20 protein-coding genes are annotated in these 22220 nt (G+C 64.3%); 10 read left to right on the forward strand and 10 right to left on the reverse strand.

Going from position 1 to position 22220, the window contains the following annotated elements; genetic code table 11:
* Nucleotides 1-577: 577 nt before the first annotated feature.
* The gene (locus E3T29_RS14185) at nt 578-2017 is read right to left on the reverse strand and encodes an MFS transporter (protein WP_134346268.1); all 1440 of its coding nucleotides are present in this window, start codon (nt 2015-2017) and stop codon (nt 578-580) included.
* A 155-nt stretch (nt 2018-2172) separates the two neighbouring features.
* Between E3T29_RS14185 and E3T29_RS14190 the strand changes: the two genes are divergently transcribed.
* From E3T29_RS14190 to E3T29_RS14215, 6 genes are all read left to right on the forward strand, one after another.
* Nucleotides 2173-2385 (forward strand): heavy-metal-associated domain-containing protein, encoded by a 213-nt coding sequence (locus tag E3T29_RS14190; RefSeq protein ID WP_134346269.1) that lies wholly within the window; start codon nt 2173-2175, stop codon nt 2383-2385.
* Nucleotides 2386-2516: 131 nt separating this feature from the next.
* Entirely contained in the window at nt 2517-3311 is a 795-nt protein-coding gene (locus E3T29_RS14195) for a hypothetical protein (protein WP_241987831.1), read from the forward strand.
* A 64-nt stretch (nt 3312-3375) separates the two neighbouring features.
* Nucleotides 3376-5694, forward strand: a complete 2319-nt coding sequence (locus E3T29_RS14200; RefSeq protein ID WP_134346271.1) for a cation-translocating P-type ATPase — start codon at nt 3376-3378, stop codon at nt 5692-5694.
* Nucleotides 5695-5747: 53 nt separating this feature from the next.
* Nucleotides 5748-5951, forward strand: a complete 204-nt coding sequence (locus tag E3T29_RS14205) for a YHS domain-containing protein (RefSeq protein ID WP_134346272.1) — start codon at nt 5748-5750, stop codon at nt 5949-5951.
* A 238-nt stretch (nt 5952-6189) separates the two neighbouring features.
* A complete protein-coding gene (locus E3T29_RS14210; RefSeq protein ID WP_134346273.1) occupies nt 6190-6519 on the forward strand; it encodes a metal-sensitive transcriptional regulator in 330 nt (109 codons plus the stop codon).
* Between the two features lie 122 nt (nt 6520-6641).
* Nucleotides 6642-6965: a PKD domain-containing protein gene (locus tag E3T29_RS14215; RefSeq protein WP_134346274.1), complete on the forward strand. Its 324-nt coding sequence runs from the start codon at nt 6642-6644 to the stop codon at nt 6963-6965.
* 9 nt (nt 6966-6974) lie between these two features.
* Here the strand turns inward: E3T29_RS14215 and E3T29_RS14220 are convergent, their stop codons facing one another.
* From E3T29_RS14220 to E3T29_RS14235, 4 genes are all read right to left on the reverse strand, one after another.
* Entirely contained in the window at nt 6975-8261 is a 1287-nt protein-coding gene (locus tag E3T29_RS14220; RefSeq protein WP_092340800.1) for a citrate synthase, read from the reverse strand.
* Between the two features lie 232 nt (nt 8262-8493).
* A complete protein-coding gene (dapC, locus tag E3T29_RS14225; RefSeq protein WP_304997037.1) occupies nt 8494-9594 on the reverse strand; it encodes a succinyldiaminopimelate transaminase in 1101 nt (366 codons plus the stop codon).
* A gap of 9 nt (nt 9595-9603) precedes the next feature.
* Entirely contained in the window at nt 9604-9915 is a 312-nt protein-coding gene (gene fdxA, locus E3T29_RS14230) for a ferredoxin (protein ID WP_134346275.1), read from the reverse strand.
* A gap of 82 nt (nt 9916-9997) precedes the next feature.
* Complete coding sequence (locus E3T29_RS14235) at nt 9998-11011, reverse strand: PIG-L deacetylase family protein (protein ID WP_134346276.1); 1014 nt, start codon at nt 11009-11011, stop codon at nt 9998-10000.
* 162 nt (nt 11012-11173) lie between these two features.
* On the opposite strand from E3T29_RS14235, the gene efeU reads away from it, so the two are divergent.
* The 3 genes from efeU to efeB are packed head-to-tail and all read left to right on the forward strand — an operon-like array spanning nt 11174 to nt 14569.
* Nucleotides 11174-12043: an iron uptake transporter permease EfeU gene (gene efeU, locus E3T29_RS14240; RefSeq protein ID WP_134346277.1), complete on the forward strand. Its 870-nt coding sequence runs from the start codon at nt 11174-11176 to the stop codon at nt 12041-12043.
* 28 nt (nt 12044-12071) lie between these two features.
* Entirely contained in the window at nt 12072-13241 is a 1170-nt protein-coding gene (efeO, locus tag E3T29_RS14245) for an iron uptake system protein EfeO (RefSeq protein WP_134346278.1), read from the forward strand.
* A 20-nt stretch (nt 13242-13261) separates the two neighbouring features.
* Nucleotides 13262-14569, forward strand: a complete 1308-nt coding sequence (gene efeB, locus E3T29_RS14250; RefSeq protein ID WP_134346279.1) for an iron uptake transporter deferrochelatase/peroxidase subunit — start codon at nt 13262-13264, stop codon at nt 14567-14569.
* Nucleotides 14570-14576: 7 nt separating this feature from the next.
* On the opposite strand, the gene E3T29_RS14255 is transcribed toward efeB, so the two are convergent.
* From E3T29_RS14255 to E3T29_RS14265, 3 genes are all read right to left on the reverse strand, one after another.
* Nucleotides 14577-15035, reverse strand: coding sequence for a hypothetical protein (locus tag E3T29_RS14255; RefSeq protein ID WP_092340746.1), 459 nt, complete (start codon nt 15033-15035; stop codon nt 14577-14579).
* A 93-nt stretch (nt 15036-15128) separates the two neighbouring features.
* Nucleotides 15129-17039: a translational GTPase TypA gene (gene typA / locus E3T29_RS14260; protein WP_134346280.1), complete on the reverse strand. Its 1911-nt coding sequence runs from the start codon at nt 17037-17039 to the stop codon at nt 15129-15131.
* 145 nt (nt 17040-17184) lie between these two features.
* The gene (locus E3T29_RS14265) at nt 17185-18891 is read right to left on the reverse strand and encodes an ABC transporter ATP-binding protein (RefSeq protein ID WP_134346281.1); all 1707 of its coding nucleotides are present in this window, start codon (nt 18889-18891) and stop codon (nt 17185-17187) included.
* A gap of 50 nt (nt 18892-18941) precedes the next feature.
* On the opposite strand from E3T29_RS14265, the gene E3T29_RS14270 reads away from it, so the two are divergent.
* The gene (locus tag E3T29_RS14270; protein WP_134346282.1) at nt 18942-19550 is read left to right on the forward strand and encodes a PH domain-containing protein; all 609 of its coding nucleotides are present in this window, start codon (nt 18942-18944) and stop codon (nt 19548-19550) included.
* A 17-nt stretch (nt 19551-19567) separates the two neighbouring features.
* Here E3T29_RS14270 and E3T29_RS14275 read toward each other — a convergent pair whose 3' ends face one another.
* On the reverse strand, nt 19568-20632 hold the full coding sequence (locus tag E3T29_RS14275; RefSeq protein WP_134346283.1) for an ABC transporter permease: 1065 nt from the start codon (nt 20630-20632) through the stop codon (nt 19568-19570).
* Nucleotides 20632-22164 carry an ABC transporter permease gene (locus E3T29_RS14280; protein ID WP_134346284.1) on the reverse strand — a complete coding sequence of 511 codons (1533 nt, stop codon included), beginning with the start codon at nt 22162-22164 and terminating at the stop codon, nt 20632-20634. The genes E3T29_RS14275 and E3T29_RS14280 overlap by 1 nt, the downstream gene beginning before the upstream one ends.
* Nucleotides 22165-22220 lie beyond the last annotated feature (56 nt).

Here is a 22220-nt window from a genome sequence, read left to right on the forward strand (position 1 = left end):
CGCGCGCCGCCAGCACCTCCGCATCGGAGAGACCGGCGAACTCAGCACTGGACCCGCCCAGCGCTACGACAGCGGCCGCTGCCCGGGTGAGCTCCATCGCCATGCTGGTCATGATCTAAGACAACACTCGACCACCGACACGAGGAAATGTCACGCATATAAGCACTAAATCAGTAGACCCCGCTAAAGAATACCCAATAGGGATGTGTGACTCTTGGCGCACTTTGGCGGCGTTCTATGAACGATATTTGACGCAGAGGGATTGGGCTGATTGCCGCGCTGCTCCAGAGCCAGTGTCAGTTTCTTGTATACGAAGGATTGCGAGAGCCGTGCTAGCGGAAGGATTACTTTTCAGGATCTCCATGCCGCCTCTAAGTTCAATCTGCCGAAACCTTCACGGCCTCATCTTTGAACTCAGGAGTGAATTCCCGGCGTGTTTCCCGTGATAAATATTCTCTCTGTTGAGGTTTCCACCATGCGAGGTCAAGGCCACTACCTCTTCACACCACTCAATGCTAAGACAAGCTAACGGTCTATTGGGTGCGGCCACCGACGCCGTGACCGCACCCGACCGCTGTCACTGACGAGTCGCGATGGCTTCTTTTTCGACTACCGGCGCGCGGGTGGGGGCACGGAGCGTAATTGCAGCAAGCAGGGCGCCGGCCAGGGCAATTGAGGCTGCACCGATGAATGCCGAAGAGAATCCAGTGGTCAGCGCCGGAAGGTTCCCACTTTCCGTCGCACCGTTCGCGGATGCAAAGGCTGTCATCGCCGCTAGCCCGAGAGCGGATCCGACCTGGTAGCTGGTGTTGACGAGGCCGGAAGCGAGGCCGCCCTCCTGCGGCGGAGCGCTGGAGATCGCCGTGCCGAGGGTCGGGATGAACGCCAGGGACATCCCGAGTGCGGCCAGAAGCGACGCCGGGAGGACATCCACCCAGAAGTTTCCGTCCACGCGAACGAAGGACAACCACATCAGCGCGCCTGCGAGCACGACGAGACCGCTCACCGTCATCACTTTCGGACCGAATCGCGCAGCGAGTCTCGGTGCAAGCAGGATCATGGTGATCATGGTGAATGCGGTCATTGGTAGGAGCGCGGCACCGCTGGGGAACGCCGAGTAACCCAGGACTTGTTGCAGGTAGAGATTCAAGAAGAACCACATTGGGATCCACGCGGCGGCGAGCAATAACTGGGCGAGGTTGGCCGCGGCTAAATTCGGGATCCGGAAAATCGACAATCGCATTAGCGGCTGCTTCCGGCGAGCCTGAACGAGCACAAACAATCCGAGCAAGGCGACCGCTCCGGCGAGAGTTCCCCACGTTTCTAGACTGGCCCATCCAGACTCAGGTGCTCGGACGATCGCGAAGACACCGAGGGCAAGTCCAGCGGTGACCAATAGGGCGCCGGCGGTGTCGATGGAGCCGCGAATCCGCGGTCCGTCTGCCGGGAGCGCCGTGGCGACGAGGGCGATGACCACGAGGGCGAGCGGGATATTAATGAAGAAGACCCAGGGCCACGACATGTACTCGGTGATGACCCCGCCGAGGAACACGCCTGCCGTTCCCCCTGCCGGTGCGGCCGCACCATAGAGGGCCAGCGCGCCACCGAGCTCCTTCGGGCTCGACCCGAACGTCTTCATCAGCAGCGTGAGTGCCGCGGGTGCGATGAGTGCCGCACCGGCTCCCTGTACGCCGCGTCCAATCAACTCCAACACGACGTTTCCGGCAAGCCCCGCGACGGCGGAGCCGACGAGCAGTACGACCCAGCCCGTGGTGAACATTCGTCGGGCGCCGAAGACATCCCCAAGACGCCCGCCGAGCAAGAGGAGCCCCCCGAATGTGATGACGTAGGCGTTGAAAACCCAGGAGAGATTCTCCGGGCTGAAGCCCAGTTCCTCCTGCATGCGGGGCAACGCCACGCCCACGATTGAGGTATCCATGATCACGACGAACTGCGCGAGTGCGATGAGGAAAAGCGCGAGCCTCTTCTTTCCCCGTCCCGGTATTGATTGAGACATTCCAGTTTCCCTTCGTTTTCGCCGTAGCCGGCGATTCCACAATTCAGATTTATACCCTACGGGGGTATGGTAACAGGAATACCCCCAGTGGGTATATCGTTGTGCATGTTAGTACCCCCTAGGGGTATGTGTTCGATTCAGCAGAGGAGAGTTCTATGACAATGCGCGAATATCAGGTGACCGGGATGACCTGCGGTCATTGCGAGACGACGATCCGGGAAGAGGTCAGCCAGATAGTAGGCATCCAGTCGATCGACGTGAGCGCGAAGACCGGAAAGCTTGTCGTGACCAGCCAGGCCGAGCTAGACGACACAGCCGTCCTCGCAGCGGTCGCGGAAGCCGGCTACGGGGCGGTGCGCGTCCCATGAAGGTTCCCCTAAAGCTCGGACTCTTTGGAGTGGGACTCGCGGCCCTATTTACCGCTTCATTTGCTACCGCAGGCGCAGTGGTTCCCTCCCAAACCACGGCGGCCTGGACGCAGCCAACGGAAGAACATGTCATGGACAGCAACGACACACAGCTGGCCGCATCAGTGAAGGGCCTGTCGATGGAACAGGACGGGTTCCTCCTGGGGGAGATCTCGTCCCCCGGCCTGGCAGATCAGGAGGGAACACTCGCGTTCACGATCTCCAACGCCACAGGAACGCCGGTCACCGACTTCGAGGCCTCCCATGACAAGAAACTCCATCTGATCATCGTGCGCACGGACGGGACCCAGTTCCGCCACGTGCACCCAACCATGGATGCCCATGGCTTATGGTCACTGCCCTGGAAGTGGAACGCCGCCGGCAGCTACCGGGTCTACGCGGACATCGTCCCGACAGCAACGGGACAGAACATCACTCTGACCCGAACGGTCCAGGCGGCCGGAGAATTCACCCCCGCCACGCCGGCTCCACTTTCGGCCGCGGATACGGTCGATGGCTACGACGTGGACCTGGTCGGTACGCTGAGCACCAGCGAACAGGCCATGCTCACTGTCTCGGTTTCCCGTGATGGAGAACCGGTCACAACACTGCAGCCGTACCTGGGTTCTTACGGACACCTTGTCGCCCTGCGCGAAGGGGACCTGGCTTACCTCCACGTCCACCCCGAGGGCGAAGCACCCCGGCCCGGCGCCGTCTCCGGCCCGGACGTGACATTCATGACCGAGGCCCCGACCCCGGGACGCTACCTGCTCTACCTGGACTTCCAGGTCGACGAACAGGTCCACACGGCCCAATTTGTCCTAACCGCCACCGGGCCCGCCCAGTCCGCGGATCCGGGCGAACCTGCCGAACATTCCGGGCACTGACCACCATAGACACCGCGCGCCTGGCCCATCCCGTGATCAGGAAGCGCACCACCGAGGAGGACCCATGTCCGAAACATCGACCCAGCCGCAAACGCTGGGCAACACCATCGAGCTAGAGATCGGGGGGATGACCTGCGCCTCTTGCGCGATGCGAATCGAGAAGAAACTGAACAAGCTCGACGGCGTGATCGCGACCGTCAACTACGCCACCGAAAAGGCGAAGGTCACCGCCCCCGCCGGCCTGGACCCATTGGCGCTGATCGCCGAGGTCGAAAAGACCGGCTATACGGCGGCGCTCCGCACACCGACAACGGCCCACCGGGCGAGCGACGATGCGGAGCAGCCCGACCCTGAGCTGACATCGCTGCGGAACAGGCTGATCGCGTCGATAGTGCTGTCGTTGCCGGTCATCATGATGGCCATGGTTCCGGCGCTGCAGTTCAATTACTGGCAGTGGGCGTCCCTGACGCTGACCGCTCCCGTGATCGTGTGGGCGGCCTGGCCCTTTCACAAGGCAGCGTGGACCAACCTGCGCCACGGCGCGGCCACGATGGACACGCTGGTCTCGGTCGGCACGTCCGCTGCGTTGCTGTGGTCACTCTTCGCACTGTTCTTCGGAACAGCCGGACTGCCGGGCATGACCCATGGGTTCTCGTTCACGATCAACCCCTCCGACGGCGCCGGGAACATCTACCTGGAGGTCGGTGCCGGAGTGACCATGTTCATCCTGGCCGGGCGATACTTCGAGAAGAGGTCCAAGCGCCAGGCGGGGGCTGCCCTGCGCACGCTGCTCGGGCTGGGGGCCAAGGATGTCGCGGTTGTTCGGGACGGGGTCGAAACACGGATCCCCGTCGAGCAGTTGTCGGTGGGCGATGAGTTCGTCATACGACCGGGTGAAAAGATCGCCACGGACGGGGTGATAGTCGCGGGTACCTCGGCGGTGGATGCGAGCATGCTCACCGGCGAGTCGATCCCAGTCGAAGTCGGTGTGGGCGACGCCGTGACCGGCTCAACCGTCAACTTCGGCGGCCGTCTGGTCGTGAGTGCCACCAGGGTTGGCTCGGACACCCAGCTGGCACAGATGGCCAGGCTCGTCGAGGACGCCCAGTCGGGCAAAGCCGAGGTCCAACGCCTCGCTGATAAGGTCTCCGGAATCGTCGTACCGATCGTCATCGCCGTGGCCATCGGGGTGCTCGGCGCTTGGATCGGTGCCGGCTTCCCGCTCAGCGCCGCCTTCACGGCCGCCGTCGCGGTCCTGATTATCGCCTGCCCCTGTGCCCTCGGACTCGCAACCCCAACCGCGCTACTAGTCGGCACCGGACGGGGCGCCCAGCTGGGCATCCTCATCAAAGGCCCGGAAGTACTCGAGTCCACCCACAAGGTCGACACGATCGTCCTCGACAAGACAGGAACGGTCACTACGGGCAAGATGACGCTGATTGACGTGTTCACCATCGACGGAACCACCCGGGAGGACGTTCTGAGGCTGGCTGGCGCATTGGAGGACGCCTCCGAACACCCGATCGCCCAGGCCATCGCCAAAAGCGCAACCCAGCAGATCGGCTCACTTCCGGTACCGGAATCGTTTACGAACGTCGAAGGCAAGGGCGTGCAGGGCACTGTGAATGGCCATGCCGTGCTCGTCGGGCGCGAGAGCCTACTGGCGGACTGGTCCCTTCACCTTCCCACGACGCTCGCCCTCGCAAAGGCCACCGCGGAATCTCAGGGCAAGACCGCGGTCGCTGTCGCCTGGGACGGTCAGGCCCGTGCGGTTTTGGTCGTCGCCGATGCCGTCAAGGCCACCAGCGCCGAGGCGATCGCCCAGTTCAAAGCACTCGGGCTGAACCCCGTGCTCCTGACCGGAGACAATAAGGTGGTCGCCGAGCACGTCGCAGCGGAGGTCGGAATAACCGAGGTCATTGCCGAGGTGATGCCCCAAGACAAGGTCGACGTCATCACCCGCTTGCAGTCCGAAGGGAAAGTCGTGGCGATGGTCGGCGACGGCGTGAACGACGCCGCGGCCCTAGCCCAGGCCGACCTGGGCCTGGCGATGGGAACCGGGTCGGACGTCTCGATTGAAGCCGCGGACATCACACTGGTGCGCGGGGACCTCCGCTCCGCCGCCGATGCCATCCGCCTGTCCCGCAAGACCCTGGGCACCATCAAGACAAACCTGTTCTGGGCCTTCGCCTACAACGTCGCGGCCATTCCGCTGGCCGCGTTCGGACTGCTGAACCCGATGCTCGCCGGCGCCGCTATGGCGCTCTCGAGCGTATTCGTGGTCAGCAACAGCCTTCGCCTCCGGTCCTTCAAGTCCAAGGCGAACACCACGGCGTCCACCTCAGCACTGCACACTCCCGTGCGGCAACTGCAGGGCGTCTGACTGTCCCCGCCCAAAAGGAAACACTCCCCGTTCCATCGAAAGGAAACCCTTCAATGAGTAACAGCTGTTGCAGTGCCACCGCCGACAACAATGCCCTCGCCGAGTGCCCCGTCATGACCGGAAGCCAGGTCGTGAAGGCAAACGCGGAATCCACAGGTCTCTTCCGCGACTACGAGGGTATCCGCTATTGGTTTTGCTGCGCAGGCTGCGGCCCCCTGTTCGACGCCACTCCCGCAAAATACGCCACGGCGACTTGAGTATCTTGGGGTGGTGCCGGCCGGACCCGGCACCACCCCAACCATTCTTGTCAGAGATCCATACCGACCCGAACCCAGGCCACCCAGAGGGTAGAGACTATGAGCGAGTACCCGGAACACGGGGACCACGGATGACCCTGGGCCCCGCGGGTCCGGGCCCGCATACCCATCACCATGACGGTACCGTCGCGAAGAACGAAGAACGAAGAACAAAGAACAAAGAACAAAGGACAACGACATGGAAAAAATCACTCCCACCGGGGCCACCACAGAGCCGTGCCACACCACGCACGGCTACATCGGTGACAAAAGCCAATACCTCGCTCGCCTAAAACGCATCGAAGGCCAGGCCCGTGGCATCCACCGCATGGTCGACGAGGAAACATACTGCATCGACATCCTCACCCAGATCTCGGCCCTCACCAAAGCACTGGAAGGCGTTGCACTCGGACTCCTCGATGACCACCTCAAGCACTGCGTCGTCGACGCCGCCAAGCTCGGCGGCGAGCAGGCAGACATCAAGATCAAGGAAGCCTCCGACGCCATAGCCCGCCTCGTTCGCTCTTGACGGCTGCCAGCTGAATTCACGCAGGAACGCGCAGACCCGTGGACGGGCGCAGCCCCTCGTGCGGAGAGACACCCCAGGACTGATGAGTCAGCCCCAGCACGGGGTGGCCACCCTGTTGGCTGGTGGAACTACTCATCATCGACGGCAGCTCTAAATCGAGTCCCACCAGCCACATATACACATTCAAGGGCGCCTACACGGTCACCCTCACCGTCGATTGCCGAGCCGACTACAGCTTCGGCGACCAAGGCTGGCGACCCATCGAGGGAATCGTCTCCGTGCCGTCAGCTCCGTTCACCGTCGTCGCCAAAGAATCCACGGTGCTCGTCGCCCAAGACTGCAACGCCGAGCCCACGTCCCCGGCTGCTGACGTCGCTGCGCACTTCGAGGAGCCGGTTAGAGATGAGGCACCCCTACCCCTCATCTGTAATGGGTGCCGCGACTAACGAGCCTGTCTACCGGCGCGGGTAGTCGCGGGCCGCGGAGCCCACATAGAGCTGCTGCGGGCGGCCGATCTTGGTGGCCGGATCCTCGTTCATCTCACGCCAGTGAGCGACCCAGCCGGGCAGACGGCCGATCGCGAAGAGCACGGTGAACATACGCGTCGGAAAGCCCATGGCCTTATAGATGACGCCGGTGTAGAAGTCGACGTTGGGGTACAGACGACGTTCCTTGAAGTAGTCGTCGCTCAGCGCGATGTGCTCGAGTTCCTGCGCGATGTCGAGCAGGTCGTCCTTCACTCCGAGAGCGGCGAGCACCTCGTGGGCGCTCTCCTTGACCAGGGTAGCCCGCGGGTCGTAGTTCTTGTAGACCCGGTGGCCGAAGCCCATGAGCTTCACGCCCTGCTCTTTGTTCTTCACACGTTCGACGTACTTTTCGACGCCCTGACCGGATGCTTGGATCTCCCCGAGCATCGACAGCACAGCTTCGTTGGCACCGCCGTGCAGCGGGCCGAACAGAGCGTTGATGCCCGAGGACACCGATGCGAACAGATTGGCCTCGGTCGAACCGACCAGTCGAACCGTGGAGGTGGACGCGTTCTGCTCGTGGTCTTCGTGCAGCATAAGCAGGCGTTCGAGCGCCTTGCTGACGACCGGGTTGATCTCGTACGGCTCGGCCATGTTGCCGAAGTTGAGCTTGAGAAAGTTGTCAACGAAGCTCAGCGAATTGTCGGGGTAGAGAAAAGCCTGGCCGACGCTCTTCTTGTGGGCGTAGGCGGCCATGACCGGCAGCTTCGCGAGCAGGCGGATGGTCGAAATCTCGACCTGCTCCGGGTCCTTCGGGTCGAGCGAGTCCTGATAGAAGGTCGACAGGGCCGATACGCCGGAGGCGAGCACGCTCATCGGGTGCGCCTTGTGCGGCAGGGAGTCGAAGAAGCGGCGCATGTCTTCGTGCAGAAGCGTGTGGTGACGGATGCGATCGTCAAAGTTGGCCAGTTCGCTTGCGCTGGGAAGCTCGCCGTAGATCAACAGCCAGGCCGTCTCGAGAAAGTTCGAGTTCTGGGCGATCTGTTCGATCGGATACCCGCGATAGCGCAGGATGCCCGCGTCGCCGTCGATGTAGGTGATCGCGGAGCGGGTGGCCGCGGTGTTGACGAAACCGTAGTCCAGCGTGGTGAGGCCGGTCTTCTTGGTCAGGGTGGAGATGTCGATGCTCGACACACCGTCCACGCTGGTCAGGATCGGGAATTCTGCGCTCCCGCCGGGGAAAGTGAGGGTGACCTTGTTGGGGTCAGCGCTCATCGGTTCGCCGGATGTTGTCTGCTGCGCGACGTTGGTCACGGAGCCTCCTCGGGTATCACTGCCGGATGAAATGTGGCGACGCGTCACTGAATCGGCCAGTGGTGAAACTGCTGTGGTCGATTCTGTCGCGATTACAGCCTAATCGGCCTGACCGCCTACTGTTGCATCAGCTAAGAGTTCGGGCGGTTCGTTGGTGATAGTCCACAGAGGTCCTCCCCAGATGGGGGCTTTTTCAGGCCAGAAGGCGCGATGCGGCAGCAGCGATGCGCTCATCCGTCGCGGTCAGCGAGAACCGCACGTGTTCCGGGTAAACATCGCCGTAGAACGGCCCCGGGCCGGCCAGAATGCCGAGTGCCGCCAGCCGTTCAATGGATTCCCACGCGGGTCGTCCCTCGGTTGCCCAGAGGTAGAGCCCGGCTTCGCTCCGATCGATGCGAAAGCCGGCCTGTTCGAGGGCGGGGCGCAGCACAGCGCGGCGCGCACGATAGCGCTCCTTCTGCACGGCGACATGCTCGTCGTCACCGAGGGCGGCGATCATGGCCGCCTGCAGCGGCGCCGGGAGCATGAGTCCGGCGTGCTTGCGCACGGTGAGCAGCCGCCCGAGCACGCCGCCACAGCCCGCCGCGAAGGCCGCGCGATATCCGGCCATGTTGGACTGCTTGCTGAGCGAATAGATCGCCACGATGTTGCGGCGGTCTCCCTCGATCACTCGCGGGTCGAGGATGCTCGGGATCGGCTCGGAATCCCAGGGGGCGTCCCAGCCGAGCTCGGCATAACACTCGTCACTCACGATGACGGCATCGAGTTCTCGGGCGCGGGCAACGGCGGCCCGCAGGTCGTCGACGGACAGCACCCGGCCGTCCGGATTGCCGGGGCTGTTCAGCCAGATCAGCTGGGTCGACTCCGGCCACTCGGCGGGATCGTCGGAGGCCAGGGCAGTGGCGCCGGCAATGGCGGCGCCGATCGCATAGGTCGGGTAGGCGGCTCGCGGGTGCACGATCGTGTCGCCCTCGCCGAGGCCGAGCATGAACGGCATGAGCGCAACGAGTTCCTTGGAACCGATCGTGGGCAGCACGTTCTTCGGCTGAAGCCCGGTGACGCCGCGGCGCCGGGCATACCAGGCGATGATCGCCTGCTGCAGAGCGGGCGTACCGACGGTTTGCGGGTAGGCGTGCGCATCCGTTGCCACCCGAAGCGCCTGCTGCACCACGTCGGGCGTGGCGTCGACCGGCGAACCGATCGACAGGTCGACAATTTCGCCCTGGTGCTGCCGGGCCTGAGCGGCAAAAGGGACCATCTGATCCCAGGGGTAATCCGGCAGCGGCTTCAGCACGAAGATCGCTTAGTGCTGAACTTGCGGCGGCAGTGCGGAGATTACCGGGTGGTCCTTGGCGAGCACGCCGACCTTGGCGGCGCCGCCCGGGGAGCCGAGGTCGTCGAAGAATTCGACGTTGGCCTTGTAGTAGTCGGCCCACTGTTCGGGCAGGTCGTCTTCGTAGTAGATGGCCTCGACCGGGCAGACCGGTTCGCAGGCTCCGCAGTCGACGCACTCGTCTGGATGGATATAAAGGGAGCGTTCGCCCTCATAAATGCAGTCCACCGGGCATTCGTCGATGCAGGCACGATCTTTCACATCGACGCACGGAAGANGCACGGAAGAGCGATCACATACGTCACAGGCTGGGGATTCCCTTCGAGAGCGGACTCCTGATTCTACGCCCCTCGGTCGGCGCCCCTTATCGGCGGCGCGGTGGCAGTTTCGGCCAGGCCAGCACGAACGCCGCGATGAGCGCCGGAACGACAGTCCACAGGGTTCCCGGCAGGCCAGCCGGCACGAGCACCGATCCGCCTGAGCCGCGAAGGGACAGCACGAAAATGGTCAGGAGCAGCCCAGCCGCGGCCAGTCCGACCACGAAGCGGTCCCCCACCACGAGGCGCAGCCCGAGCAGCAGCGCGCCGATGCCGACGAACGCGATGGCCAGGCCGATCGGCAGCTCCGCGCCGAACACTGTCAGGGTGGCCTGGTGCGCGATGGTACCCAGCACGCCAAAGAGGATGCCCGCAGCCAAGCCCCCGAGACCGGCCAGCGACCGGTTCGCGATGGTGAGGCGAGCGGGGCGGGGCGGGGGCGGCGGCAGGGCGCGGCGCGGGGCATCCGTTCTGAGGAAGGTTTCCGTGTCGGTGATCAGGTCGGTGCTGCCGTCGGCGAGGGTGCGCGTGCGCTCGGTCACGCCCCAGCGCGCGGAAAAGTGGGCGAGCGCGCGCAGCTTCTGGTCGAGGTGGTCTCCCACGTCGATCGCGATGAGGCGCTGGCCGGGCGCCTGCCGCACCGTGCGGGCAAGGAACACCGGCAGCCCGGCCTCGTGTGCGGCGGTCGTCGCCATTTCGCGCAGTGCATCCGTGACAGTTCCTACGACCACGGCCGTCGCACCGAGCTCGTCAATCGCAGTGTGCAACGCCTCGGTGAGGTCGGGCTCTGGCGGCAGGCGGTGCCAGCTGCGCGCTCCCAGTTCGGCCAGCGCGCCGGAGACAGCGGCATCATCGGTTGCGACCCACGCGGCGGTCGGGGCAGCGGCCAGCGCGGCGGCATCCGTTTCGGCCGGCGCGGCGGCGTAGAGCACGACCACCCGCGCCCCCTCGGCGCGGAGCCGTGCGATCGTGCCGCCGGTCAGGGCGGATTCATCGCCAGGCCGGGCATGCACGAACAGGATTCGCTCGCCGCTGCCGGACATGACCATGGGCGTACGCACCGTTTCTGCTCTGCGGGCTGTTCGTTGCTGGGTAATAGCTGTGCCCGAATCAAATCATAACTAGACACGATCGCGCGGTTCGGACTAGAGTCATCTTCGGTAAGGTTAGCCTTACCAAATTTTTTCGCCCGAAACCATTGCCCGAATTGTTCGAGGGACCCTGTGCTCGCAAACTATCTGATCGGCCTGCGCGAAGGCCTTGAGGCCGCACTGATCGTGACGATTCTTATCGCCTACGTCGTGAAAATCGGTAGACGTGACGTGCTGCCGCGCATCTGGCTCGGTGTGGACCTGGCCGTGCTGCTCGCCCTCGGCATCGGCGCGCTGCTCACCTTCGGCACCTATGGGCTGTCGTTCACCGCCCAGGAGACCATCGGCGGCGTGCTGTCGATCGTTGCGACCGGCCTGGTGACCTGGATGGTGTTCTGGATGCTGCGCACCGCACGCGACCTCAAAGGCCACCTGCAGGGCAACATCGACAAGCACCTCGTCGGTGCCGGCCTAGGGCTCGTACTCGTGGCCTTCCTCGCCGTCGGCCGGGAGGGCATTGAAACGGCCCTGTTCATCTGGGCCGCAGTGCAGGCGACCGGCGCAACGACCATGCCGCTGCTCGGCGCTGCCCTCGGCATCCTGACGGCGATCGGCTTGGGCGTTCTGATCTACGCCGGCATGCTCAAGATCAACCTGTCGAAGTTCTTCACCTACACGGGTGCCATCCTCATCGTTGTGGCCGCTGGCGTGCTCTCCTACGGTGTGCACGACCTGCAGGAGGCCGGTCTCCTGCCCGGGCTGAACGCCCTCGCCTTCAACGTGAGCGCCGCCGTGCCGCCGGACAGCTGGTACGGCACCCTCCTCAAGGGCACCCTGAACTTCTCCCCCGCCACCACCTGGCTGGAGATGTTCGCCTGGCTGGCCTATGCCGTGCCCACCCTGACGGTCTTCATCAGAAAGAGCCGTCACGGCCGCACGAGCGCCCGCCCAGCCCCGGCAGCACCAACCGCGCCGGCGCCCACGCCCGTCGCCGCGCACTGACTTTTCTCGCCCAGTTCAAAGGATCTCCATGCCCCGTGTCTTACGTTCCGCCAGCCTGCTCGGCCTCGGTGTTCTCGGAATCGGCCTCCTGAGCGGCTGTGTCGCCAACAACCCGGCAGCCACCCACACGGCCCTCACCGTGGACAGCAGCGCGACCGACTGCGCGGTGAGCGCGAACGAGGCGCCGGCCGGCAGCATCCGTTTTTCGGTCACCAATTCCGGTGACCAGGTGACCGAGTTCTACCTGCTGGCCGAGGACGGCCTGCGCATCGTCGGTGAGGCCGAGAATATCGGCCCCGGCCTCAGCCGCGACCTGGTGGTACAGCTCGATGCCGGCAGCTACTTCACCGCGTGCAAGCCGGGCATGACCGGCGACGGTGTCGGCAAGGCCGAGTTCACCGCCACCAAAACGGATGCCGCCGCCACCGTCGACGTTGACCTCGCCGCCCAGATCGTCACCGCCAACACCAACTACGGCTCCTACGTGAGCGACCAGATCGACCAGCTCGTCACCGGCACCGACGCGTTCGCCGCAGCCTATTCCGCCGGGGACGATGGCACCGCCCGCAGCCTGTACGCCTCCACCCGGGTGCACTGGGAGCGCGTGGAGACCATCGCAGAATCGTTCGGCGACCTCGACCCCAAGCTCGACCTGCGCGAGGCCGACCTCGAAGAAGGCCAAAACTGGACCGGCTGGCACGCCATCGAGAAGGACCTCTGGCCGCAGGACGCTGAGGCCGGCTTCGTTGCCTACACCGCCGACCAGCGTGCGGCACTCACCGAACAACTCGTCGCTGACACCGCGACCCTGCACGAGAAGATCGAGGGACTCACCTTCACCCTGTCGCAGCAGACCAACGGGGCCATCGGCCTACTCGACGAGGTCGCCACCGGAAAGGTCACCGGCGAGGAAGAAATCTGGTCGCACACCGACCTCTGGGACTTCCAGGCCAACGTTGACGGCGCCAAAGTTCTCTACGACGGGGTGCGTCCCATTTTGCTGAAAACGGATGCCGACCTGGCCGCGTCGCTCGACACCGAGTTCGGCTCGCTGCAGGCACTGCTCGACGCCCAGCGGGTCGGCGACGGCTTCACGCTCTACACCGACCTCACTCCGGCCGAGATTCGCGCCCTCGCCGACCAGGTCAACGCGCTTGGCGAGCCGCTGAACCAGCTCACCGCAGCGCTCGTGTTGTGAGTCGCTCCGCGAAGCGCTCCGTGAAGCGCGATAAGCGCACCGGGTCCACCGATCTGGCCGTGCCAGCCCGCGGCCTGTCCCGGCGCGGTCTGCTCGGCCTCGCCGGGGCCAGCGTGGCCGGCATCGGGCTGGGGGTAGCCGGGGACCGGGTGGCGCTGGCGGCGTCTGCGTCGCCGGGGGCGGCATCCGCTTCGGCGGTCTACCCGTTTTACGGCAGCCATCAGGCCGGCATCGTCACGCCCGCGCAGGATCGCCTGCACTTCGCCGCGTTCGACGTCTCGGCCGGCACGACGCGGGCGGAGCTGATCGAGCTGCTACAGGACTGGACCATCGCCGCCGCCGCCATGACCGCCGGCCAGGATATCGGCGAGTACGGCGCCGTCAGCGGCCCCTACGACGCCCCGCCCGAAGACACCGGCGAGGCCCAGGGACTGCCCACGGCTGGCCTCACCATCACGTTCGGCCTCGGCCCGACCCTGTTTGAAACAGCGGATGGCGTCGATCGCTTCGGCATTGCGGCCCGCCGCCCCGCAGACCTCACGCCGCTGCCGCACTTTCCCGGCGACGACCTCGATGCCGGCCGAAGTGACGGCGACCTGTGCATCCAGGCCTGCTCCAATGACCCGCAGGTGGCCGTGCACGCCATTCGCAACCTGTCCCGCATCGCCTTCGGGCGGGCAGCCCTGCGCTGGTCGCAGCTCGGCTTCGGGCGCACGTCGTCGACCTCGACGGCCCAGGCCACCCCGCGCAACCTGTTCGGATTCAAGGACGGCACCGCCAACATCAAGGCCGAGCAGCCCGACGTGGTCAACGACCAGGTCTGGGTGTCGTCCTCCGACGGGCCGGCCTGGCTGGCCGGCGGCTCCTACCTGGTGGCGCGGCGCATCCGCATGACCATTGAAACCTGGGATCGCTCCATTCTCAGTGAGCAGGAAACGGTGTTCGGCCGCACCAAAGGCGCCGGCGCACCGCTCTCCGGTGGAACCGAGTTCAGCGAGCCCGATTTCACGATCGCCGGTCGGGAAAACCAGCCACTCATCGGCGCCGCTGCCCACATGCGGCTCGCGCATCCCACGCAGAACAAGGGTATGAAGCTGCTACGCCGGGGCTACAACTTCGTCGACGGCAACGATGACCTCGGCCGCCTCGAGGCCGGGCTGTTCTTCATCAGCTTCCAGCGTTCGCCGGCCCAGTTCACGACCGTGCAGCTGAACCTCGCCAAACACGATGCGCTCAACGAGTACATTCGCCACGTCGGGAGTGCGTTGTTCGTGGTTCCGGCCGGAGCCGCCGACGGAGCCTACGTCGGGTCCGCCCTCTTCGCATAACGCGCGATTACTTCAGCGCGTCAGGCAGCGGCGTCACCGTGTACAAAATGCCATCGGCGTTCCCCGCGACTACGACGCCGTAGGTCGCGTTCGTCACGGTCACCACTTCGGAGTCGGCACCCGGAACACCTACAGCCACGCTGAACCCGGCAGCGAGAAGCTGCGCCCGGGCATCCTCGATCGGCGTGGCCGACGTTGCCTTGATCGTGACGACCCAACCACCGACCTCGCCCTCGCCGATGCCGCCGGTGGCGAACAGAACCTCGCCGTCGATGAGCGGCACTTCGGCCGGCCAGTCTTTCGGGAGCGAGCCATCGAGGCTGACGTCGCCCCCGGTCGCATCCTGCACGACCCCGTTCACGGTCTGCTGCACGGTGTCGCCGATCGAACAGGCCGCCAGCGCGGGCAGGGTGGCGGCGATCATGAGCGCAAGCACGAGGCGGCGGCTACGGGAGGAAATAGTCATATCAAGTCCTTCAAGTTCGTCTGAATTCTAATGCGGCCTCCGCACGCAACAATGCCCCCTCGGCGAACCGAGAGGGCATCGTGGTGCGAAGGGTTAGTTCGCGTCCATCTTCTTCACGCGCGAAACCTGACGCGAGCGAGCGGATGCCGTCAGCTCTACCTTGCGAATACGCACGGCGGCCGGGGTGACCTCGACGCACTCGTCTTCACGGGCGAATTCGAGGCACTGCTCGAGCGACAGCTGCTTGGGCGGTGTCATCGACTCGAACGTGTCGGAGCTGGACTGACGCATGTTGGTCAGTTTCTTTTCCTTGGTGATGTTCACGTCCATGTCGTCGGCGCGCGAGTTCTCGCCGATGACCATGCCTTCGTACACCTCGCTGGTCGGCTGCACGAAGAACGACATGCGCTCCTGCAGGTTGATGATCGCGAACGGGGTGACCGCGCCGCTTCGGTCGGCCACGATGGAACCGTTCGTACGGGTGTTGATGGTGCCGGCCCAGGGCTCGTAGCCGTGCAGGATCGCGTTGGCGATACCGGTACCGCGCGTGTCGGTGAGGAACTGCGTGCGGAAGCCGATCAGGCCGCGCGACGGAACGATGAATTCCATGCGAACCCAGCCGGTGCCGTGGTTGGCCATGTTCTCCATGCGACCCTTGCGAGCGGCGAGCAGCTGCGTAATGGCGCCGAGGTATTCCTCGGGCGCGTCAATGGTGAGGTGCTCGAACGGCTCGTGCACCTTGCCGTCAATGCGCTTCACAACTACCTGCGGCTTGCCGACGGTGAGCTCGAAGCCTTCGCGGCGCATCTGCTCGACCAGGATGGCGAGGGCCAGTTCTCCACGACCCTGCACCTCCCAAGCATCCGGGCGTCCGATGTCGACGACCTTAAGCGAGACGTTACCGACCAGCTCACGGTCGAGGCGGTCCTTGACCATGCGGGCGGTGAGCTTGTGGCCCTTGACCTTGCCCATGAGTGGCGAGGTGTTGGTGCCGATGGTCATCGAGATGGCCGGGTCGTCGACCGTGATGGTCGGCAACGGGCGAACGTCGTCGGGGTCGGCGAGGGTCTCACCGATGGTGATGTTCTCGATACCGGCAACGGCAACGATGTCGCCGGGGCCGGCGCTCTCGGTCGGGTAGCGGTCCAGCGCCTTGGTGATCAGCAGCTCGGTGATCTTCACGTTGCTGACGGTGCCGTCCTGCTGCACCCAGGCCACGGTCTGGCCCTTCTTGATGGTGCCCTGGAAGATGCGCAGCAGCGCGAGGCGGCCGAGGAACGGCGAGGCGTCGAGGTTGGTGACGTGCGCCTGGAGCGGGTGCGTGTCATCGTAGGTCGGTGCCGGGATGTGCTTGAGGATGGCGTCGAACAGCGGCTCGAGGTCGTCGTTGTCGGGCAGCGTGCCGTCTTCGGGCTTGTTCCAGCTGGCGGCACCGTTACGGCCGGACGCGTAGACGACGGGCACGTCGAGCACGGCGTCGAGGTCGAGGTCGGGAAAGTCGTCGGCCATGTCGCTCGCGAGGCCGATGAGCAGGTCCTGGCTCTCGGCCACAACCTCGTCGATGCGCGCGTCGGGACGGTCGGTCTTGTTGACCAGCAGGATGACGGGGAGCTTGGCTTCGAGCGCCTTGCGGAGCACGAAACGGGTCTGCGGCAGCGGGCCCTCTGATGCGTCAACGAGGAGAACAACGCCGTCAACCATGGACAGTCCGCGCTCGACCTCGCCACCGAAGTCAGCGTGGCCCGGGGTGTCGATCACGTTGATGGTGATGGGACCGTCGGTGGCGTGGATGCCCTTGTACGAAACCGCCGTGTTCTTGGCGAGAATCGTGATGCCTTTTTCGCGCTCGAGTTCGTTCGAGTCCATCGCGCGCTCTTCAACGTGAGAGTGGTCAGCGAAGGAGTCGGTCTGCTTGAGCATCGCGTCAACCAGCGTCGTCTTACCGTGGTCAACGTGAGCAACGATTGCAACATTTCGGAGGTTATTGCGTGTAGCAATCGCCATAAAAATAGATCCTTACGAAGAATGAGTGCCGCAGAGTCTCGCGCGCGACGAAGAATGGATACCAGGGGTCATAATGTGACCCAAAGTACTATCCTACCGTATCCACGCCACCGGATCGGTGGGAGGGGCGCGCGTCCCGTTCCTCTTACCCCTTGGCGGCCTGACGAGCCTCCCGGCGGATGCGCTGTTCCACCGGGTCCGGCACCGGAACCGCGCTGATCAGTCGCTGCGTGTACGGATCCTTCGGCGCACGCAGGATTTCATCGCTCGTGCCCTGCTCCACCAGCTTGCCGGTGTGCATCACCGCAATCCGGTGGGCGAGCGCGTCGACCACCGCGAGGTCGTGACTGATGAACAGGCAGGCGAAGCCGAGCCGTTCCTGAAGCTCGTGCAACAGATCGAGAAAACGAGCCTGCACCGAGACGTCCAGCGCACTGGTCGGTTCGTCGGCAACCAACAGGTCCGGATGCAGGGCGAGCGCGCGCGCAATGCCGACCCGCTGTTTCTGCCCCCCGGACAACTCGTGCGGAAAGCGGTTGCGGTAGCTCGTCGGGAGTTCCACCTGTTCCAGGAGCGTTTGAACACGCTTGTCGAGGTCGGCGCCACGCGCCTCGCCGGACAGATAGAGGGGTTCCCCGATCGATTCTCCAATCGGCATCCGCGGGTTCAGCGATGACGCCGGGTCCTGAAAGACGATGCCCGCCTTGCGGCGCAGGGGTCGCAGGTCGCGCATTTTCGCGTGCGAGATGTCGATCCCGCAGGAGATGAGCGTGCCGTCGGCGATTGGGAGCAGTCCGACGGCGGCGCGTCCGAGCGTTGTCTTGCCCGAACCAGACTCGCCGACCAGGCCGACGATCTCCCCGGGGAAAATTTGAAAGTCGATGGAATCGGCGGCCCGGAACGCGGGAATACGCCCACGCTTTGGATAGTCGATGGAGACATTCTGAAAATCGAGGACCGGTTTGACCCCGACCGGGTGAGCCACCTGTTCCCGGGCGACCGTTTCTATGCCGCGACCGAGGTGCGGCACCGCGGCGAGCAATTGCTGCGTGTACGGATGCTGGGGACGATTGAAGATGTCGTCGATGGGCCCGGCCTCGACCGTGAGCCCGTTCTTCATGACCATGACCCAGTCGGCCAGATCGGCAACAACGCCCATGTCGTGGGTGATAAGGATGATGGCGCTGTCGAGCCGCGTGTGCAGATTGCGCAGCAGGTCGAGAATTTCGGCCTGCACGGTGACGTCGAGCGCGGTCGTCGGCTCGTCGGCAACTAGTAAGACCGGGTCACACGAAATCGACTGGGCGATCATGGCCCGCTGCCGTTGTCCGCCGGACAGCTGGTGCGGATACTTGTCGAACGACAGTGTGGGGTTGGGCATTTCGACGAGCGTCAGCAGTTCGATGGCGCGAGCTTTGGCCTCGTGCGGAGAGAGGTCGAAGTGCGAGCGCAGGGCTTCTACAATCTGGAAGCCCACCGTGTAGACCGGGTTGAGGGCCGTCATCGGCTCCTGAAAGATGGTTGCGACGTCGTTGCCGCGCACCTTGCGAATTTCCGACTCGGGGATGCCGCAGATCTCTTTACCGAGGAGTTTGATCGACCCGGTCGTGCGTGCGTTTTGCGGCAGGAGTCCGAGCAGCGCCATGGTCCCGGTGCTCTTGCCCGAGCCCGACTCCCCCACGATGGCGAGCACCTCGCCGCGGCGCACCTGGTAGTTCATGTTGATGGCCGCCGGGTAGAGCTCCCCCTCGACCCAGAAATCCACATTGAGGTCGGCGACCTCGAGTACGGCCTCGGTGACGGGCCGAGAAGTAGAGCCGTCGCCGGTCGAAATGGTTGCTTCGTTACTCATGAAAGGGGGGTCCTGTCTGTGTCGAGCGCGTCGTCTGTGAAAATGGACCTATGTCGATCTTCACATTTCGTCCTGTTTTTGGCCGCGTTCTGGCCGGCGTTGTTGCCGTGCTGTGCCTGGCGGGGTGCATCGGCCTGGTGTTGGCGAACGACCTGGAGAATCTGGTACGCACCGTGCCGCTGCTGCTGTTCTTCGCCGCAGCAGCCGGAGCTTTGTTCTGGCAGCCGCACATTGTGATTGAGCAACACGGCATCACGGTCGTCAACGTGTTCCGCACATTTTTCGTGCCGTGGCCGCACGTGCAGCGAATCGACACCCGCTACACCCTGACCCTGTTCACCGCCGAGCGGCGAATTCCGGTCTGGGCGGCGCCGAGCCCCGGCATCCGCGGTGCGATCGCGATCGAGCGCTCCGATGTGAAGAACCTCGGCGATTCCGCCTATGGGGCCGGCCGAAGTGTTCGGCCGGGAGACTCGGTGACGACCGCATCCGGGCAGGTCGCGTTTGTGTTGCGGCAACGATGGGAACAGCTGCGGGACGCCGGACACCTGGATGGAACCGCCATCGATCCGGATGCCCTCCGCGTGACCACCCACCGGGTCACTATCGCGGTACTCGCCGGACTGCTCGCCGCCTCGGTGATCGGCATCGTTCTGTAGAACCCGAAACATGAGCGCTAGACCGTGCTGGAGGCGCGCGCGGCGCGCGCCCGACGGGCATCCGCTTTCAGCAGCGCCTTCGCGGACGGCATCTTCTTCTGACGCGGGTCGAAGGCGTCGCGCAGACCGTCACCGATGAAGTTCACGGTGAGGGCGATGACGATGATGAACACACCCGGCCACCAGAACAGCCAGGGGCGGGTCGCGAACGCGGCCACGTTCTGGGCCACGATCAGGCCGAGCGACGTGTCGGGATTGCGCACGCCGTAGCCCAGAAAGCTCAGCGCGGTTTCAGCGAGGATGGCTCCGGCCATGAGCAGGGTGGCGCTCACGATGATCACACCGACCGCGTTGGGCAGGATGTGCTTGAAGATGATGCGGGCGTCACTCGCCCCGGAGACCCTGGCTGCGTCGATGAACTCGCGTTCGCGCAGGGACAGGAATTCCCCACGCACCAGCCGGGCCAGCCCGGTCCAGGCGAAGAGGCCCAGGGCAAGGCCCAGAATGGCAGCTCCGAGACCGGCAGCTCCGACCGAGCGGCCGATCACCGCACCCACCACGATGAACGGGATGGTGATGATCACGTCGGTGAAGCGCATGAGGAGGGCATCGCCGATTCCGCGGTAGAAGCCGGCCAGGGAGCCGACGAGAACGCCCATTCCGGTTCCCACCAGTCCGACCAGCACCATGATCATGATGGATTGCTGCGTGCCGCGCATGACGAGGGCAAAGATATCCTTGCCGATCTCGTCCTGGCCGAAGGGGTGCGGCCCGATGCCGAAACCGGGACCCGGGATCAGGTTCAGGGTCGGAAATCCGCGGTTGACCAGCGGCGGCGTGGCGTTCCAGTGCCAGGGCCACCAGCCGGCCGTGTTCAGACCCCAGACGTGGAGGCCGACCGAGCTGAACGCGAGCACGATCACAAAGGCGAGAACGAAGATCGAGACAACTGCACCCTTGTGGTGAAAGAAGCGTTTGCGAACGATCTGGCCCTGGCTGAGCCCGACCGTTTCGCGTTGCTCAATCGAGGTCTCGTCGGGCGGGCCTGGCTGCACGTGCAGGGAGGGCGTGGAATCGGTCATTAGGACACCCTGATTCTCGGGTCGAGGGACGCATACAGCAGGTCGGCGAGCAGGTTGAAGATCACGGCGAGGAGACCGGTCACGACGAAGAACGCCATCACCGGGTTCGGATCAACGTGGTCGATACCGTTTTGGAACAGTCGGCCCATGCCGCTCCATCCGAACACGGACTCGGTGATCACCGCTCCGCCGATGAGTGCTCCGATATCAAGTGCGATCACCGTCGCGATCGGAATGAGGGCGTTGCGCAGGGCGTGGCGCACCACGACGGTGCGCTGGGTGAGTCCCTTGGACCTGGCCGTGCGGATATAGTCCTGGTTCATCACCTCGAGCATGCTCGCCCGCGTGTAGCGGGTAAGGCTGGCGAAGGAGATCAGAATGATCGCGATGGTCGGCAACAGCAGGTGGGTGAAGGTGTCGATGCCCTGAATCCAGAAATTTCCGCCGAGGTTCGGCGTGACGGAGCCGATGGTCGCCACCGGCCGGCCGTTGACCCGGCTGGAATTGATGTAGTCGTTCCAATACAGCAGATGGCCGTCGATGGCGATCACCGCACCGATGATTACGGCGACGATGGCCGAGGTGCGCGCGGACTGCCAGCGATCGCGGCCGCCAAGGAAGTAGCCAATGGCACCGCCGGCAACGACCGCGCCGAGAGCGAGGGCGAAGAACAGCGGAAGCGACATGCTCCGGAAAACGAAATAGGTCATCGGGTAGTACAGGGCGATTCCCAGGGCGGCGGTGGTGAGAGCGCCACGCAGGGCGTTCTTGTCTTTGAGGCCGACCGAGACGGCCGTGACGCCGAGGGCTGCGGCGATGGCGGTAACTGAAACACCGACGATGCCCACGCTCGGCGTGGTGAACCAGTCGGACATCTCGAAGTAGGCCAGCAATGCCAGGGTCGAGGCGGTCGCTACCCCGAGGGTGATCCAGCGGCGCCTGGCGGCACCGCCGAGGAGCGACATCCAGAGCAGTCCCGACACGATCGACATGCCGATCATGACCGGTATTCCGATGAGGGGATCGGCCAACCAGTTATTGAACCCGATCGCAATGTACTGCTTGAGCAGCACTGCCACCCAAAAGATGGGCAGGGAGAAGAACAGGAACGACGCAAAGGTGATGGTGTAGTCGTAGCCGCTGTATTGCCGGAGCGCCGTGGTGATACCAACGATCAGACCGACGATGATGGCGATGATCTGGGCGCCGGTGACCAACTGCAGTGTTGATCCCATGGCCTGCTGAAGCAGGACTACGACGGGAAGGCCTTGAACGTTGACGCCGAAATCACAGGCGCCGACAAAACATTGACCAACGCCGCCGAGCCACAAGAAGTAGCGAAAGAAGGGGGGGACGTCGAGGTTGAGCCTCTGGCTCAACGACGCCATCAGTTCGAGCTTGTTGGGTGCGCTGCTCTCGCGGAGTTCCTTGAGCGGGTCGCCGGAGAGGGCGACCAACATGTACATCAAAAAGGTGGCTGCGAGAAGAACGATGACGGCGGCAATGAGGCGCCGGAATACAAATGAAGCCATGAGCGGTGGCTACCTGCCTATAGTCGGGTGGAAGGCGCTGGGACCGAGTGGTCCCA

This window comes from Cryobacterium sp. TMT1-66-1 (assembly GCF_004403435.1).
GTDB lineage: Bacteria > Actinomycetota > Actinomycetes > Actinomycetales > Microbacteriaceae > Cryobacterium > Cryobacterium flavum.

What these genes read in the sequence shown, in the direction of transcription:
- E3T29_RS14185 (WP_134346268.1), bottom strand. Translation starts at nt 2,017, where the DNA reads ATGTCTCAATCAATACCGGGACGGGGAAAGAAGAGGCTCGCGCTTTTC.
- E3T29_RS14190 (WP_134346269.1), top strand. Translation starts at nt 2,173, where the DNA reads ATGACAATGCGCGAATATCAGGTGACCGGGATGACCTGCGGTCATTGC.
- E3T29_RS14195 (WP_241987831.1), top strand. Translation starts at nt 2,517, where the DNA reads ATGGACAGCAACGACACACAGCTGGCCGCATCAGTGAAGGGCCTGTCG.
- E3T29_RS14200 (WP_134346271.1), top strand. Translation starts at nt 3,376, where the DNA reads ATGTCCGAAACATCGACCCAGCCGCAAACGCTGGGCAACACCATCGAG.
- E3T29_RS14205 (WP_134346272.1), top strand. Translation starts at nt 5,748, where the DNA reads ATGAGTAACAGCTGTTGCAGTGCCACCGCCGACAACAATGCCCTCGCC.
- E3T29_RS14210 (WP_134346273.1), top strand. Translation starts at nt 6,190, where the DNA reads ATGGAAAAAATCACTCCCACCGGGGCCACCACAGAGCCGTGCCACACC.
- E3T29_RS14220 (WP_092340800.1), bottom strand. Translation starts at nt 8,261, where the DNA reads ATGAGCGCTGACCCCAACAAGGTCACCCTCACTTTCCCCGGCGGGAGC.
- efeO (WP_134346278.1), top strand. Translation starts at nt 12,072, where the DNA reads ATGCCCCGTGTCTTACGTTCCGCCAGCCTGCTCGGCCTCGGTGTTCTC.
- E3T29_RS14255 (WP_092340746.1), bottom strand. Translation starts at nt 15,035, where the DNA reads ATGACTATTTCCTCCCGTAGCCGCCGCCTCGTGCTTGCGCTCATGATC.
- typA (WP_134346280.1), bottom strand. Translation starts at nt 17,039, where the DNA reads ATGGCGATTGCTACACGCAATAACCTCCGAAATGTTGCAATCGTTGCT.
- E3T29_RS14265 (WP_134346281.1), bottom strand. Translation starts at nt 18,891, where the DNA reads ATGAGTAACGAAGCAACCATTTCGACCGGCGACGGCTCTACTTCTCGG.
- E3T29_RS14270 (WP_134346282.1), top strand. Translation starts at nt 18,942, where the DNA reads ATGTCGATCTTCACATTTCGTCCTGTTTTTGGCCGCGTTCTGGCCGGC.
- E3T29_RS14275 (WP_134346283.1), bottom strand. Translation starts at nt 20,632, where the DNA reads ATGACCGATTCCACGCCCTCCCTGCACGTGCAGCCAGGCCCGCCCGAC.
- E3T29_RS14280 (WP_134346284.1), bottom strand. Translation starts at nt 22,164, where the DNA reads ATGGCTTCATTTGTATTCCGGCGCCTCATTGCCGCCGTCATCGTTCTT.